Source organism: Serratia sp. P2ACOL2 (assembly GCF_003691565.1).
Lineage (GTDB): Bacteria > Pseudomonadota > Gammaproteobacteria > Enterobacterales > Enterobacteriaceae > Serratia > Serratia liquefaciens.
On sequence record NZ_CP033162.1, the window covers coordinates 197,400 to 213,591 of the forward strand.

Below are 16,192 nucleotides of genomic sequence, written 5' to 3' on the forward strand. Positions count from 1 at the left end.
TTTTAAATGCAATTTAAAGGGCGCGCCAGCGAGAAAAAGGAGTAGATGGCCGGGGGGAACCCTGTGCCTCCCGGCCTGCAGCTTATTTGCTACTTAAATCAATCTTATAAACTGCGAACCCGATGTTATCCGTGCCTTCGGATTTCATTGGATACTGGGCATGTGCCTTGATAAACGCTGTCGCTTTCTCGCTTGGCGAGGTTTCGAAGCGAATATCCAGCGGTTGCGGGCTGCTGAAGGTCGCCAGGCGCCAATTGTTATCCACCTGTGGCCGTACTGCGCCATGCTGCTTGGTTTCAGCGCTGATATAGGCCGCCAACACTGAACGGTTCTCGTCCGGCGAAGCGAAGGCAATATGCTGATCGCCAGTGCCGGCGAACTTGCCGCCGTAAGCGCGATAGTTATTGGTCGCCACCAGGAAGGTGGCTTTAGGATCAATTGGCTTGCCTTTGAACGTCAGCTGCTTGATACGTTCCGCCTTGTCGTTGATCAACTGGCATTCGCCGTCGTAACGCGCAGGCTGGCTGACGTCGATCTGGTAATTAACCCCATCAATCACGTCGAAGTTATAGGTGCGGAAGCCATCCCAGTTGATCAGGCCCTGCGGTTGGCTGCTGTTGACGTCGATTTGATTGAACTGCCCGGCGGAGCACTCCAGCCACTCCTTCACCTCTTTGCCACTGGCTTTTACTACCACCAGGGTGTTGGGGTAGAGGTAGAGATCCGAAGCGTTACGGAAGGTGAGCTGGCCTTTTTCCACTTCGACGAAGCTGGCCGGATCGTTTTTGCGGCCGCCGACCTTGAACGGCGCTGCCGCTGACAGCACCGGCAAATCGGCCAGATCCGGGTCGCCCTGAATGTAGTGTTCCACATAGGCTTTCTGCGCGTTATTCACGATTTGTACCGTTGGGTCATCCTGCACCAGCGCCAGGTAGCTGTACATGTTGTCATCAGCTTTGCCGACTGGCTTGCTGACAAAATCGCGCGTGCCCTTATGATCTTCAGCCAGGACTTTCACCAGCTTGGCGTCTTCCGCCGCCAGCGATTTCTTGTTCTCTTTGTCGTAGATTGGCCGTGCTTCCGCTTTGGCGGAAGCTACTTTCCAACTGCCAGAGTCGTTGTTCAACTGCAGATCGACAACGCCGAGGTGGTCGCCCCACTGGCCGGGCATGACCGCAGGTATGCCGTTCAGCGTGCCCTGGGCAATGTCAGCGCCTTTGATATTGGCGAAGTCTTTGCTCGGGAATACGGCGTGAGCATGGCCGAACATGATGGCGTCAATGCCCGGAACCTGGCTGAGGTAGTACACCGAATTCTCTGCCATCGCCTTGTACGGCTCGCTGGACAGGCCGGAGTGCGGGATCGCCACGATCAGATCGGCCCCCTGTTTACGCATTTCCGGCACGTAGCGTTTGGCGGTTTCGGTGATGTCGTTGACCTTAACCTTGCCTTGCAGATTGGCCTTATCCCACACCAGAATTTGCGGCGGTACAAAGCCGATATAGCCGATGCGTAAACTATGTTCCTTGCCGTCACGGTCTTTTACCGGCGTATCGACGATAATGTAAGGAGTGAACAGCGGTTTCTGAGTTTTAGCGTCGATCACGTTAGCGTTGATATACGGGAATTTGGCACCGCTGATGGCGGTTTTCAGGTAATCGAGGCCGTAGTTGAATTCGTGGTTGCCGATGTTGCCGACCACATAATTCAGGGTGTTCATAGCCTTATAGACAGGATGAATATCGCCGGGCTTCAGGCCCTTGGCGGCCATATAGTCGCCGAGCGGGCTGCCCTGAATGATGTCGCCGTTGTCCACCAGTACGCTATTGGTGGCCTGTTGGCGGGCCTGTTCAATCAGGCTGGCGGTGCGTACCAGGCCGAACTTGTCGGTCGGTTTATCCTTGTAGTAATCGAAGTCCATCATGTTGCTGTGCAGATCGGTGGTTTCCAGCACGCGCAGATCGACCGTTGCCGCCTGCGCTGAGGCGCAAACCAGCATAGCGAGGACAGACAACGTCAGCGGACGCTTCATCATTTTTGGTTTTCTCCATTCCATTTTTCGAGTTTTATCGCAGAGGGGCATGTAATTAACATTGGTTGTCTCACCAAACTGTGAAGTGTGGCAGAAAACCGACCAAGGCATCGGAGGAAATGTCACAGTTGTGACGGCAAAGACTTGAGTCATTACCGAAGGTTAAATCGTTATGATGGATATTCGATGCAAAAAAAACTAGGCTGCTAGCAATGAGAAAGGGGAAATGGCCCACGGAACTGTCTATCTGAGGTGAATGATGTTAGAAAAAATTTGCCAACTGTCCCGCGAGGCGGGCGCGGCCATCATGGCGGTGTACAACGGTGAACAACCGCTTGATGTTACACAAAAAAAAGATGACTCCCCGGTGACGGCGGCCGATCTGGCGGCGCACCACATTATCAAGCGCGGCCTGGCGGCGTTAACGCCGGAGGTCCCGTTGCTGTCGGAAGAAGATCCACCGACCTGGGAAGTGCGGCAGAATTGGACGCGCTACTGGCTGGTCGATCCGTTGGACGGTACCAAAGAGTTCCTGAATCGCAACGGTGAGTTCACGGTAAATATCGCGTTGATTGAAGACGGGCAGGCGGTAATGGGGGTGGTTTACGCCCCGGCGATCGACGTGCTGTATTTAGCCGAACGCGGTAAAGCCTGGAAAGAAGAAAAGGGCCACCGGCAGGAGATTGGCGTCAGCAATGCCCATCCGCCATTGGTGGTGGTCAGCCGTTCGCACAGCGACGAAGAGCTGAAGGACTACCTGAAACAGCTGGGCGAACACCAGACCGTTTCCGTTGGTTCTTCGCTGAAATTCTGCCTGGTGGCGGAAGGTAAGGCGCAGCTCTACCCGCGCTTTGGGCCCACAAATATCTGGGATACCGCCGCCGGTCATGCCGTGGCCGTGGCAGCCGGGGCACAGATCCACGACTGGCAGGGCAGACCTCTGCTCTATACGCCGCGTGAATCCTTCCTAAACCCCGGCTTCAGGGTTTCGCTGTTCTAAATCAGTTCGCCAGCAGCTGGTGCAGTTGGGTCATGACCTGCTGCACCTCTTCTGGCTTCAGGGCGCCGTCTTTGGCGAACTGGATCCTGCCTTGCTTATCCAGCACCACAATGGCCGACCCTTTCGGCTGCAAATCCCAGGCCTTGCGCACGTTGCCGTTGCTGTCGACCACAAACTGCGACCAGGGGAACTCTTTCTTGCTGTCTTCAATGCTGTTGCGAACAAACACCGCGGTGCCGAGTATCGCGTCATCGGTATTCACTATTGTCGTCGTTTGGTAACGATCGTGCGGTAGTTTAGCTTTCTTAATCGCTTCGATCAGCGGATCGTTCATCGCCTTGGCGGAACTACGGCCGGCAATATGCTGTATGACTCGCACTTTCCCACTGAGTTGCGCGCTATTCCAGTTTTGATAGCTAAACTTATCATTAGCGTAATTCAACTCTCCCTTATCGCTGACGCCGACCGGCGCGACGCGTTGCTGGAGTTGGAAGTTGTGCGCAGAGGCTAAAAAGGGGGCAAGCAGCAGGGAAACAATAAGCAGGTGACTTTTTTTCATGCCTTCTCCTTGGAAGGGGAACGGTGCCGACAGCACCCGACAGCCTAAAGCATAGGTGGTGATCGGAGGTCTGTCCTGTTAGCTGGATCGCAGTTTCCCCTTCTGGCCGGTAATACCTGTGTTTTGAAGGGATGTACTGAAAAAGTTATATATTATCATATACAATTCTGTCAAAAAGTGTAAATCCAGTGAAGATATCCGTGCAGAAGTGAACATTATCGTCTTTACTAGGTCTACTACATGGCAATCAAGTTGCGTTCTTACTTTAGAGGCTGCCACCTTGGCGGCCCGCTGAGCGCATGGACCAAACGGAGGAGAGTAATAGAATGAGAATCTTCCAGCGTTATAATCCGTTGAAAGTGGCGAAGTACGTAAAAACCCTGTTTCGTGGCCGACTGTATATCAAAGATGTAGGCGCGTTCGAATTCGACGAAGGGAAAATCCTGTTACCGAAAATTCGTGACCGGCGCCACTTCAGCGTGATGTCAGAGGTAAACCGTCAGGTGTTGTTGCTGCAAACTGATATGGGTTGATGCAGTACCCGTCGCCTTTCAAGCCGCAGCGTTGTTATCTGCACTCACCCACCCCTGTTACTTACTTAAGTAAGCTCCAGGGGATGAGTGAGCTGGCTGCCTAGCTGCAACTTGAAATTCATAGGGTAATTAGAGCAGCTGAAAAAACTGAAATAATTGCGGCCCCGATGGGGCCGCTGACGTTTCTACAGTCCGGATCAGGCGGGGGCGTTGTCTTCTGGCGCCTTCGGCAGTACCGCCGCCGGTTTGTCGCTCAGTTTGGTTACCAGCAACTGGTCAATCTTGTAGCTGTCGATGTCCACCACTTCAAACTTGTAGCCGGCGTATTTCACGAAGTCGGTGCGTTTTGGGATCTTGCGCAGCATGTACATCATAAAGCCGCCGATGGTTTCGTAGTTGCCCGCCTGCGGGAACTCATCAATGTGCAGAACGCGCATCACATCGTCGATTGGCGTACCCCCCTCAATCAGCCATGAGCTTTCATCGCGTGCGACGATCTGCTCTTCCTGGCCTTGACCGACCAGATCGCCCATCAGGGTAGTCATTACGTCATTCAACGTGATGATGCCCACGACCAGTGCATATTCATTGAGAATAACGGCAAAGTCTTCGCCGGCCGTCTTAAAGCTTTCCAGCGCTTCGGACAGCGTCAGGGTATCCGGCACGATCAGCGCCGCGCGGATTTGCACACCGCTGCTCAGCACCAGGCTTTGATTGCCCAGCACGCGGTTCAGCAAGTCTTTGGAGTCAACGTAGCCGACCACCTGATCGATATTGCCGTCGCACACCAGGAACTTGGAGTGCGGATGGGTCGAGACTTTCTCGATAATGCTTTCTTCGGTTTCACGCAGATCGAAGTAAACCACGCTTTCGCGCGAGGTCATCGACGAAGGTACGGTGCGTGACTCCAGTTCGAACACGTTTTCGATCAGCTCATGTTCCTGCTTGCGTAGCACGCCAGCCAGGGCTCCGGCTTCCACTACCGCATAGATGTCGTCGGAAGTGATGTCGTCCTTGCGCACCATCGGCAGTTTGAACAGGCGGAAGATCAGGTTTGCCATGCCGTTGAAGAACCACACCAGCGGCCGGAAGATCATGATCGAGAAACGCATCGGGTTGATGATCCGGACGGCGACCGTCTCTGGTGCAATCATACCGATGCGCTTCGGGGTCAAATCTGCGAACAGGATGAACAGGCTGGTCACCAGGACGAACGAGCAGATAAAGCTGACTTGCTCCGCCATCTCCGGGGACAAAAAGCGATCGAACAATACCTGGAAGCTAGGGGAGAAGGCAGCATCACCGACGATACCACCGAGAATGGCTACGGCGTTCAGACCAATCTGCACCACGGTAAAGAACAGCCCCGGGGTTTCTTGTAGTTTAAGGACTTTGGCGGCATTGACGTTACCTTCGTCAGCCATCAGTTTCAGTTTAATCTTGCGTGACGCGGCCAGAGAAATTTCCGACAGTGAGAAAAACGCACTCACTGCGATCAGAAAAAGAATCAGTAAAATACTGTTTAACATAATCTATCCATACGTGCCGACGGGATGACGGCGCTCTTGAGGAAGGGTAGTACATTGTAAAAAAAGTAGTGATAACAACCAGAAAGGAGGCTATCAGGCCGCAGATGCGGCCCGCATAGTATAGCAGCAGCCCTACAGGGGCCGCCAGCGGTTAAAAAATTACCGCTGACCAAGGGTTTAGCCCTGGGGTGGCAAACAAACGCCGATGCCGCCCAGGCCGCAGTAGCCTTCAGGATTCTTGTACAGATACTGCTGATGGTCATCCTCGGCATAGTAAAACGGCAGCGCCGGCACCACTTCGGTGGTGATGGTGCGTTGGTCGCCCGCCTCGTTCATGGCCTGCTGGAAACGCTTCAGACTGCTTTCGGCTGCGGTCTGCTGTTCCGGCGTCAGCGTATAAATTGCTGAGCGATACTGAGTGCCGACGTCGCCACCCTGACGCATGCCCTGCGCCGGATCGTGGTTCTCCCAGAACACCTGCAGCAGCTGCTTATAGCTGATGATTTTCGGATCGAATACCACCCGCACCACTTCAGTATGACCGGTCTGGCCGCTGCACACTTCGCGGTAGGTTGGGTTTGGCGTAAAACCGCCGCTGTAGCCTGCCGCCGTGCTGTATACGCCCTGCTGTTGCCAGAACAGGCGCTCCACACCCCAGAAGCATCCCATGGCGAAGATAGCCACTTCCATGCCTTCCGGCACCTGGGTCATTGAATGGTGAGTGACCACGTTGAGCGTGGCAACCGGCATGGGCGTCGTGCGGCCAGGCAGCGCGTTCGCCTTGTCGACGGTTTGTGTTTTATCAAAAAATGGCACCACGGTTGACTCCTGTTGTCACAGTAAGAATTGACCTAAGACACGGCAGTTCGGTTGTATCTAACCGCAACTTTGCCCACAATAAGCTACATATTCAGATTATGAATCAGATTAACGCAGTATTTAGAGCGCCAAAAGCTAAGAATGCGCCAGTTTACTGCGGCAGTAAAATCGTAATATGTCGCGTCTGGAATAAGGCTGAAAGGGCTGCCGTCTTGATAGCGCGGAGTATGCCCTGGCACCAGAGTGCGTGTTATAACAGGAAAGTAAAATAAATTAAGGAGAACGCGTGCCACGATACCGTGCCCTGTGCTTTTTGTGTGCGCTGCTCGCGACGCCTGCGGCGTTTTCGGCGAATGTGCGGCTGCAGGTTGAAGGACTTAGCGGGGAACTGGAAAAAAACGTCCGGGTACGCCTGTCTTCCATCACTCCGGAAGAGGTCGGTACTGATGGCCGTTTCCGCGCACGCGTGGATGAAGCTGTTCGTCAGGGGCTAAGAGCGCTTGGCTATTATCAGCCTACCATCGAATTTACGTTGGACGATCGGCCAGGGCTGGCGCGGCCGGTGCTGCACGCCAAGGTCAATCCGGGTGAACCGGTGCGCATTGCCGGGGCCAATATCGTGCTGGAAGGCGGTGCGAAAACCGATGAAGACTATCTGTCGTTGGTCAAAAAAGGCAAACCGACGATAGGTGAGATCCTTAATCACGGTAAATACGACAGTTTTAAAGGTTCACTGACCGGCCTGGCGCTGCGCAAAGGCTATTTCGATGCCGATATGACCAAAAGCCAGCTCGGCGTGGCGGAGGATCTGCATAAGGCCTATTGGGACATCGACTTCGACAGCGGGCAGCGTTACCGCTTCGGCCAGGTGAAGTTTACCGGTTCGCAAATTCGTGAAGACTATCTGCAAAATCTGGTGCCCTTTCATCAGGGGGATTATTACACTTCGGAAGACCTGGCCGAACTGAACCGCCGTTTGTCCGCCACTAACTGGTTTAACTCGGTGGTGGTCTCCCCTGATTTCAAAGATGCCAAAGAGAACAAGATTTTGCCGCTAGATGCGTTGGTGTCACCACGCACTCGCAACACCATCGAAACCGGTGTCGGTTACTCCACCGACGTTGGTCCCCGCGTTAAAGGCACCTGGAAGAAGCCCTGGCTTAACGATCGCGGCCACAGTCTGGAAACCAGCGCCAGTATTTCGGCCCCCGAGCAGCAGCTCGATCTGACCTATAAGATCCCGTTGCTGAAGAATCCGCTGGAGCAGTATTACCTGCTGCAGGGCGGGCTCAAGAACGTCGATCTAAACGATACCAAGTCCGTAACCTCCAAAGTGGTGGCCTCGCGCAACTGGGATCTCTCCAGCGGCTGGCAGCGGGCTATTAACCTGACCTGGCGCTGGGATAACTTTACCCAGGGTAACGTCAGCAATACCACCATGCTGCTGTACCCTGGCGTCAGCCTCAACCGCACCCGCTCGCGTGGAGGCCTGATGCCGACCTGGGGCGATAGCCAACGCTACTCCATCGACGTTTCCGACACCACCTGGGGATCCGGCGTGGACTTCGCGCTGATGCAGGCGCAGAACGTCTGGATCCGCACCCTGGCCGATAAGCACCGGTTCGTGGCGCGCGGGCAGGTGGGGTGGATCGAAACCAACGACTTCGACAAAGTGCCGCCAGACCTGCGATTCTTTGCCGGTGGCGATCGCAGCATCCGTGGCTACAAGTACAAAGACATTTCCCCCCGCAACGATGACGGCAAGTTGACCGGTGCCTCCAAAATGCTGACTGGCTCGCTGGAATATCAATACAACGTTACCGGTAAATGGTGGGGGGCGATGTTCGTCGATTCCGGTGAAGCGGTGAACGATATCAAGCAGAGCAACTTCAAAACCGGCGCCGGTGTAGGCGTACGCTGGCAGTCGCCGGTAGGGCCAGTGAAGCTGGATATCGCCGCGCCCGTGGGGGACAAGGACACCCACGGGATGCAGTTCTACATCGGTTTGGGGCCTGAACTATGAGCCTGATAAAAAAGATTTGCTTTGGTTTCCTGATTGTCTTGCTGTTGCTGGTCGGGGCGGTGGCGTACTTGCTCGGTACCACCAGTGGTTTGCATATGACCCTCAACGCTGCCGCTCGATGGGTGCCGGGGTTGGATATTGCCAGCGTGAGCGGTGGCTGGCGTGATCTGACGCTAAAAGGCGTGAAGTATCAGATGCCGGGCGTGACGGTGAATGCCGGACAATTCCATCTGTCACTCGATCTGGCCTGCTTTAAAAACAGTTCGCTGTGCGTCAATGCGCTGACCGCGCAGGACGTCGACGTGGTGGTGAAAACCAAAGAAATGACGCCGTCTGCGCCGGTGGAAGAGACCAGCGAGCCGACCACCAATCTGAGCACGCCTTACCCTATTACCTTGCGTATGCTGACGCTGAATAACGTTAAGGTCAGCGTAGACGACACGGCAATCTCTCTTGGTGAATTCCGTACCGGAGCGCAGTGGCAAGAGCGTGCGTTGACCTTGCTGCCCACCAAAATCAGCGGCCTGTTGATTGCACTGCCGAAAACCCCGCAGAACCCGTTGCCGGAGGCGATACAGCCGGCTGTCGAGGTCGCGAAAAAAGTGGGTGAACAGGTCGACAAGGCGGCGAAACCGGCACCGGTGCCGGAAGAGAAGCCGCTGGGCGAAACGTTGAAAGAGCTGTTCGCCAAGCCGCTGCTGCCGGATCTGCCGGAAATCCGCCTGCCGTTGGACATCACGGTTAAGGAGATCAGCGGGGAACAACTGCACTTGACCGGTGATACCGAGGTGTTGATTACCAGCCTGTTGCTGCAGGCCAGTACCCAGGATCAGCATATCAAGCTGGACAATTTCGATGTGAAATCCCCGCAGGGCACGTTGTCTGCGCAGGGGCAGGCGACGCTGACCGGCAGTTGGCCGGTGGAAATGGTGGCTAACAGCACGCTGAATATCGAGCCGCTGAAAGGGGAAAAGGTCAAACTGAACGTCGGCGGTGGGCTGCGCGAAGAACTTAAAGTGGCGCTGAACCTCTCCGGACCGGTCGGTGCGCAGCTTGATGTACAGACCCAATTGGCCGAAGTGGGTTTACCGCTGGCACTGACGCTGCAAAGCAAACAGCTGAAATGGCCGCTGAACGGCGAAGCCCAGTATCAGGTCAACGATTTCCGCCTGCGTTTCAATGGCAAGGCGACTGATTATGCCTTGTCGACCCGGGCCAATATCAAGGGGCAGGATCTCCCGCCGGCGGTGCTGACGCTGGACGGTAAAGGTAACGTTGAACAGTTCAAACTGGATCGCCTGCGGTTGGCGGCCTTGCAGGGCAATACCGATCTGACGGCGCTGGTGGACTGGAGCAAGGCCATCAGTTGGAATTCACAGCTGACGCTGAGCGGCATCAATACCGCCAAGCAGTGGCCGGAATGGCCGGCGAAGTTGGACGGTAAAATCACTACGCGTGGCAGCCTGCACGGCGGCAGTTGGCAATTGCAGGTGCCGATGCTGCAGCTCGATGGTAACGTGAAGCAAAACAAAGTCACTGCACGTGGCACGCTTAGCGGCAATGCTGCCGGTCAGTGGAAAATCCCGGGCATCGATCTGACGCTGGGACGCAACCAACTGAACGTTAAGGGCCAACTGGACGAGAAAAGCTGGAACCTGGATGCGAATATCGACGCGCCACGTCTGGACGGCGCTCTGCCAGGGCTGGGCGGTACGGCGAAAGGCTTGCTGAAACTGCGGGGCAACCTGCAAGCGCCTCAGTTGCTGGCCGACCTGACCGCTTCCGGCCTGCAGTGGCAGGCGCTGCGCATCAACCGAGTGAAGATTGACGGCGACGTGCGTTCCAGCGATCAGATCCAGGGTCAGTTGGCGGTACGCGTTGAGCAACTTAAGCAGGATGCGCTGGATATCAGCCTGCTGACACTGGATGCCAAAGGCAGCGAGAAGCAGCATCAGCTGCAATTGAAAATTGACGGCAAGCCGGTATCCGGTCAGTTGGCGCTGCAGGGCAGTTTCGATCGCCAACAGCAGCGCTGGCGCGGCAACCTGAACAATACCCGTTTCGATACCCCGGTGGGCGAATGGCGCTTAACTCGCGCCATTGCGCTGGATTACCTGAATACCGCGCAGAAAATCAGTATTGGACCGCACTGCTGGCAGAACCCGAACGCCGAACTGTGCGTACCCAAGACCATCGAAGCAGGCCAGAGTGGCCAGGCCAGCGTGGTATTGAACCGCTTTGATCTGGCGATGATCAAACCTTTCCTCGGTCCGGAGACCGCTTTGAGCGGCGTGTTCACCGGGCGGGCGGACGTAAGCTGGAAACCGGGCGGTGCGCTGCCGGACGCGAAAGTTTCCCTGGTGGGTAACGGCGTGAAGGTGGTTCAGCAAGTGCAGGGCAACGCGTTGCCGATCGCCTTTGATCGGCTGAACCTTAATGCCGGCCTGTCCAACGGTCGTGCACAGGCCGACTGGTTGATCAAGTTGACCAATAATGGCCAATTTGACGGTAACGTGCAGGTTGCCGATCCGCAGGTACGACGTAATATCAGCGGCAACGTCAATATCACCAATATCTCGCTGGCGATGATCAATCCGGCGTTGATGAAGGGGGAGAAAGCCGCGGGCATGCTGAATGCCAATCTGCGCCTGGGTGGCAGTGCGCAGAAGCCTCTGGTTTATGGCCGGATGGCGTTGGATAAGGTTGATATAGATGGTCACTGGATGCCGTTTGATATGACGGACGGCCGCCTGGTGATGAACTTTGACGGCATGACCTCGACCATGGAAGGGCTGGTCAGCACCACGCGCGGACAGCTTAACCTGTCGGGCGATGCTGACTGGCGCGACATCAACGCCTGGCGCGCACGTATCGCCGCCAAGGGCGATAAGCTGCGGGTGACGGTGCCGCCGATGATCCGCATCGACGTTTCACCCGATCTGGTGTTTGAAGCCACGCCGCAGCTGTTCTCGCTCAATGGTTCGGTAGATATTCCGTGGGCGCGCATTACGGTGCAGGAGTTGCCGGAAAGTGCGGTGGGCGTCTCTTCCGACGAAGTGATGCTGGACGACCAACTGAAACCGATACAGCCGAAAACCGCAGGGATCCCGATCAACAGCAACCTGATGATCCACGTGGGTAACGATGTGCGGCTGGATGCCTTTGGCTTAAAAGCCCGCCTGAAGGGCGATCTGAAAGTGGTGCAGGACAAGAATGGCCTGGGCCTGAACGGCCAGATTGACATCCCTTCCGGTCGCTTCCATGCTTATGGTCAGGATTTGATCGTCCGCAAGGGCCAACTGATGTTCTCAGGGCCGCCGGATCAGCCGCTGCTTAATATTGAAGCCATTCGTAATCCTGAATCGACAGAAGACGACGTCACCGCTGGGGTACGCGTTACCGGGTTGGCGGATGCACCCAAGCTGGAAGTGTTCTCGGATCCGGCCAAATCTCAGCAGGAAGCGCTGTCTTATCTGCTGCGCGGGCAGGGATTGGGCAGTTCCGGCGCCGATGGTAACGCAATGACCTCAATGTTAATTGGGATGGGGGTTGCACAAAGTGGTCAACTTGTGGGTAAAATCGGCGAGGCGTTTGGCGTAAGCAATTTGGCCCTGGATACTCAGGGTGTCGGCGACAGTTCCCAGGTTGTCGTGAGCGGTTATGTTCTCCCAGGCTTACAAGTAAAATATGGGGTGGGTATTTTCGACTCGCTGGCTACGTTGACGTTGCGTTACCGCCTGATGCCTAAATTGTATCTGGAAGCGGTGTCTGGTCTCGACCAGGCATTAGATTTGCTCTATCAGTTTGAGTTTTAGCGATGCGAATAATTGTCTACGGCAGTTTACGACGCAAACAGGGAAACAGCCATTGGATGACCAACGCCCAATGGCTCGGCGAGCATGAGCTCGAAGGCTATCAGATTTATAATCTGGGCCATTACCCGGCGGCGATCCCTGGAGAGGGCACGGTACATTGCGAAGTGTACCGCATCAACTCATCGATTTTGGCTGAGCTGGACGAACTGAAAAGCAACACCAAGGACTATAAGCGCGAGCTGATTCAGACGCCTTATGGGAGTGCGTGGATCTACCTGTATAAACACAGTGTGGACGGTTACCCGCGAATTAACAGCGGCGACTGGCTGAAGCGTCTCGACGAAAAGTAAAAAAAAACACCGCTCACTGAGCGGTGTTTTTTTATCGGACGGCGGGCAAGAATTACTTCTTGGCGGCACGCTCGAAAGAAGCAACGATTTCAGCTTTGGCAGCGGCAGCATCTGCCCAGCCTTCCACTTTCACCCATTTGCCTTTTTCCAGATCTTTGTAGTGCTCGAAGAAGTGAGCGATCTGGGCGCGCAGCAGTTCCGGCAGGTCGTTCACGTCTTTGATGTGATCGTACTCTTTGGTCAGCTTGCTGTGCGGTACGGCAACCAGTTTCGCATCTTCGCCGGCTTCGTCGGACATCTTCAACACGCCAACCGGACGGCAGCGGATCACAGAACCAGGCTGCAGAGGGTATGGGGTTGGCACCAGCACGTCAACCGGGTCACCGTCCAGAGACAGGGTGTGGTTGATGTAACCGTAGTTGCACGGGTAGAACATCGCGGTGGACATGAAACGGTCAACGAACAGCGCACCGGTGTCCTTGTCGATTTCATATTTGATCGGATCGGCGTTTGCCGGGATTTCGATAACAACGTAGATGTCTTCCGGCAGGTCTTTGCCAGCAGGGACCAGGTTCAAGCTCATGTCGGTTTCCTTTAATCAAACCAGAAATGGAGTGGCGGCTATTATAGCGGACTCTTTTGCGATTTCCTGCCCTTTTCATCATCCCCGCCCCGGCGCAGAGCCATCCATCGAATTTCCAGATAAATCCTCCCACGGCGTTAAGTTTTCTCGAGGGTTGCCGATAACTTCATCAAATAATAATGAGTCGGCGAAGTCTGGCTCCGCGTTTTACCTCCTCTACGTAAGATCTCACTATTTCTGAAGCCGGGAAGAACTCATGCTAAAAAAGATTACGGTCAAGGCCGGGCTGATTGCCCTGTTGAGCCTGATGACGCTGCTGTTGATTATGGTCAGCACGATTGGCGTCAACGCGATTAACGAAGGATCGCGCTCGTTACACACCCTGAATCAAATCCTGGGGAAGAGTTGGGGTCGCTGGCCAGCAGTTCCAACCTGACGCTGCGCGCCAGAACCGCTGCCTCACTGGCGGTACGCCAACGGGAAATCGGCCAGATTGAGGTTTCAGATGCTACGGTGGGCCGTATCTATGACTATCTTGCGCAATCGAAGCAGGAAATGGCGCGTTTTGTCAGCGTCGGTACCGTCACCGAACGTGGACGCGAGCTGTCCGGTCGTTTGCAAAACAGCTACCGCGCCTATCTGGAACAGGGCGTTGGGCCGATGGCCGATGCCATCAAGGCCGGCAAAGTTGATGATTACTACGACATTCAGGAAACAAAAATTTCCGCGTTGAGCATCGCTTTTGAAAAGGACCTCAGCGACTTCCGCAGCTTCGCCATGAAGATTGGCCAGCAGCGGGTGAATGAAGCGGAAAGCAATGCCAGCACCAAAATTACGCTGATCGTGATTGCCGGCCTGCTCAGCATTTTGCTGGCGCTACTGGCCTGGTTTGCGCTGCGGGTGATTATCCTGCGTCCGCTCGATGAGTCAATCGCCCAGCTGGAACATATCGCCAGCGGCGACCTGACGCACCGTATCACCGGCGAAGGCGAGACCGAAATGGGCCGTCTGGTGCGTGCGATGCAGCGGATGCAGCGGGCCTTGGTCAGTTCGGTCAGCAAGGTGCGCGATGCCAGCAGCCAAATCGATACCGGTTCACGCGAACTGGCTGCCGGCAACCTGCACCTGGCGCAGCGTACCGAAGAATCAGCCGCTTCTCTGGAAGAAACCGCCGCCAGCATGGAACAGCTGACCTCGACGGTGAAGATGAACGCCGAGAACTGCGAACAGGCGAATCAACTGGCGCTGAGCGTATCCGATATTGCCAACCAAGGCAGTGAAGTGGTCAGTCAGGTCATGGACAAGATGCAGGCGATCACCGACAGCTCACGCCGCATTGCCGATATCATCAGCGTGATGGACGGCATTGCCTTCCAGACCAACATTCTGGCGTTGAATGCGGCGGTGGAAGCGGCACGTGCCGGTGAACAAGGGCGTGGTTTTGCCGTGGTGGCCGGTGAGGTTCGCAGCCTGGCTCAGCGCAGCGCACAGTCGGCGAAAGAGATCAAAGGGTTGATTGAAGCGTCGCAGAATCGGGTGCAGGAAGGCGAACAAATGGCCGGTTCGGCGGCGAAAACCATGAACGGCATTACCGGTGAAGTGGGCCGGGTGACGGCGCTGATGCGGGAAATCTCTGCGGCTACGCGTGAGCAAAGCAGCGGTATTGAGCAGGTAAACCTGGCGGTGGCGCAGATGGATCAGGTGGCGCAACAGAATGCGGCCTTGGTCGAAGAGTCGGCGGCGGCGACGCGCTCGCTGGAGGATCAGGCGCAGTTGCTGGCGCAGAGCATGGCGGCGTTCAAATTATAATGCCGGGGACGGCAAGCCGTCCCCCACATTGAACTCGTTATTCGTCCGGGTTCTCAGCGATAAAGCGCTCTGCGTCTTCCACCATGGATTTGGTGCCGACGAAGAACGGTGCGCGCTGGTGCAGTTTCACCGGGGTGATGTCCAGAATACGGTTTTTACCGTCGCTGGCTTTACCGCCGGCCTGTTCCGCCAGGAACGCCATCGGGTTGCATTCATACAGCAGGCGCAGCTTGCCTTGCGGGTGGCTGGCGGTGCTTGGATAAATGTAGATGCCGCCTTTCAGCAGGTTGCGGTGGAAGTCGGCAACCAGTGAACCGATGTAGCGTGAGGTATAAGGGCGTTGCGTAGCTTCGTCCTGTTCCTGACAATATTTGATGTATTTCTTCACGCCGCGCGGGAACTTGATGTAGTTACCTTCGTTGATGGAATACATATTGCCGCTGGCCGGGAAGCGGACTTTCTCGTGGGAGAGGCAGAACACGCCCAGAGAAGGATCGTAGGTAAAGGCATGCACGCCATAACCGGTGGTGTACACCAGCATGGTGGATGAACCGTAAACCACGTAGCCTGCGGCGACCTGTGCGCTGCCTGGCTGCAGGAAGTCTTCTTCGGTCACTGGCGTACCGACCGGGGTAATGCGACGATAGATAGAGAAAATCGTACCGACCGAGACGTTGACATCGATGTTGGACGAACCGTCCAACGGATCCATCAGCACCACATACTTGGCATTTTCAGCCCGCTCGCCGTCGAATATCACGATTTCATCTTCTTCTTCAGAAGCGATACCCGCAACTTCACCGCGCGCTTTCAATGCTGCTTTCAGCTTTTCATTCGCGTACAGGTCCAGTTTCATCTGAACTTCGCCCTGTACATTGGAAACGCCGCTGGTGCCCAGAATATCCACCAGACCCGCTTTGTTGATATCGCGGTGGATGATTTTGGCGCCCAGTTTAATTGCAGAAAGTAGCGCAGTCAGCTCGCCGGTGGCGTGTGAGAAGTCGTGCTGTTTCTCGACGATAAATTCGCCTAACGTTTTCATGACACAATCCCTGAATCTACGGATGGGTAGCGGTTTGTTAACAAACCGCCAACGTATTCGCGAGCAGTGTAGCCCAAAGATGAACGCTATTCATAGGC

At 55.4% G+C, this 16,192-nt stretch carries 11 protein-coding genes and 1 pseudogene; 6 read left to right on the forward strand and 6 right to left on the reverse strand.

Annotation, left to right across the window (positions count from 1 at the left end):
- Nucleotides 1–82: 82 nt before the first annotated feature.
- A complete protein-coding gene (locus EBA31_RS00990; RefSeq protein WP_122076736.1) occupies nucleotides 83–2,035 on the reverse strand; it encodes a bifunctional 2',3'-cyclic-nucleotide 2'-phosphodiesterase/3'-nucleotidase in 1,953 nt (650 codons plus the stop codon).
- 256 nt (nucleotides 2,036–2,291) lie between these two features.
- Between EBA31_RS00990 and cysQ the strand changes: the two genes are divergently transcribed.
- The gene (gene cysQ, locus EBA31_RS00995; RefSeq protein ID WP_162302927.1) at nucleotides 2,292–3,032 is read left to right on the forward strand and encodes a 3'(2'),5'-bisphosphate nucleotidase CysQ; all 741 of its coding nucleotides are present in this window, start codon (nucleotides 2,292–2,294) and stop codon (nucleotides 3,030–3,032) included.
- 1 nt (nucleotide 3,033) lies between these two features.
- On the opposite strand, the gene EBA31_RS01000 is transcribed toward cysQ, so the two are convergent.
- Nucleotides 3,034–3,591, reverse strand: a complete 558-nt coding sequence (locus tag EBA31_RS01000) for a YtfJ family protein (protein ID WP_122076744.1) — start codon at nucleotides 3,589–3,591, stop codon at nucleotides 3,034–3,036.
- 326 nt (nucleotides 3,592–3,917) lie between these two features.
- Here EBA31_RS01000 and EBA31_RS01005 point away from each other — a divergent pair, with 326 nt between their 5' ends.
- Nucleotides 3,918–4,124, forward strand: coding sequence for a DUF1107 domain-containing protein (locus EBA31_RS01005; RefSeq protein ID WP_122076748.1), 207 nt, complete (start codon nucleotides 3,918–3,920; stop codon nucleotides 4,122–4,124).
- 197 nt (nucleotides 4,125–4,321) lie between these two features.
- Here EBA31_RS01005 and EBA31_RS01010 read toward each other — a convergent pair whose 3' ends face one another.
- Both EBA31_RS01010 and msrA read right to left on the reverse strand, forming a co-directional pair.
- Nucleotides 4,322–5,653, reverse strand: a complete 1,332-nt coding sequence (locus EBA31_RS01010) for a hemolysin family protein (protein WP_020824927.1) — start codon at nucleotides 5,651–5,653, stop codon at nucleotides 4,322–4,324.
- Between the two features lie 177 nt (nucleotides 5,654–5,830).
- Complete coding sequence (gene msrA / locus EBA31_RS01015) at nucleotides 5,831–6,472, reverse strand: peptide-methionine (S)-S-oxide reductase MsrA (RefSeq protein ID WP_020824928.1); 642 nt, start codon at nucleotides 6,470–6,472, stop codon at nucleotides 5,831–5,833.
- 286 nt (nucleotides 6,473–6,758) lie between these two features.
- On the opposite strand from msrA, the gene EBA31_RS01020 reads away from it, so the two are divergent.
- The 3 genes from EBA31_RS01020 to EBA31_RS01030 are packed head-to-tail and all read left to right on the forward strand — an operon-like array spanning nucleotide 6,759 to nucleotide 12,660.
- Nucleotides 6,759–8,495 carry an autotransporter assembly complex family protein gene (locus tag EBA31_RS01020; protein ID WP_020824929.1) on the forward strand — a complete coding sequence of 579 codons (1,737 nt, stop codon included), beginning with the start codon at nucleotides 6,759–6,761 and terminating at the stop codon, nucleotides 8,493–8,495.
- Nucleotides 8,492–12,310, forward strand: a complete 3,819-nt coding sequence (locus EBA31_RS01025; RefSeq protein ID WP_122076751.1) for a translocation/assembly module TamB domain-containing protein — start codon at nucleotides 8,492–8,494, stop codon at nucleotides 12,308–12,310. Before EBA31_RS01020 ends, EBA31_RS01025 begins: the two co-directional genes overlap by 4 nt.
- A 2-nt stretch (nucleotides 12,311–12,312) precedes the next feature.
- Nucleotides 12,313–12,660, forward strand: a complete 348-nt coding sequence (locus EBA31_RS01030) for a gamma-glutamylcyclotransferase (RefSeq protein ID WP_006317485.1) — start codon at nucleotides 12,313–12,315, stop codon at nucleotides 12,658–12,660.
- 52 nt (nucleotides 12,661–12,712) lie between these two features.
- Here the strand turns inward: EBA31_RS01030 and ppa are convergent, their stop codons facing one another.
- A complete protein-coding gene (gene ppa, locus EBA31_RS01035) occupies nucleotides 12,713–13,243 on the reverse strand; it encodes an inorganic diphosphatase (protein ID WP_004952787.1) in 531 nt (176 codons plus the stop codon).
- Nucleotides 13,244–13,499: 256 nt separating this feature from the next.
- Between ppa and EBA31_RS01040 the strand changes: the two are divergent.
- Nucleotides 13,500–15,052 (forward strand): annotated as a pseudogene (locus EBA31_RS01040) (methyl-accepting chemotaxis protein).
- A gap of 37 nt (nucleotides 15,053–15,089) precedes the next feature.
- On the opposite strand, the gene fbp reads toward EBA31_RS01040, so the two are convergent.
- Nucleotides 15,090–16,094, reverse strand: a complete 1,005-nt coding sequence (fbp, locus tag EBA31_RS01045) for a class 1 fructose-bisphosphatase (protein ID WP_020824933.1) — start codon at nucleotides 16,092–16,094, stop codon at nucleotides 15,090–15,092.
- Nucleotides 16,095–16,192: the final 98 nt, after the last annotated feature.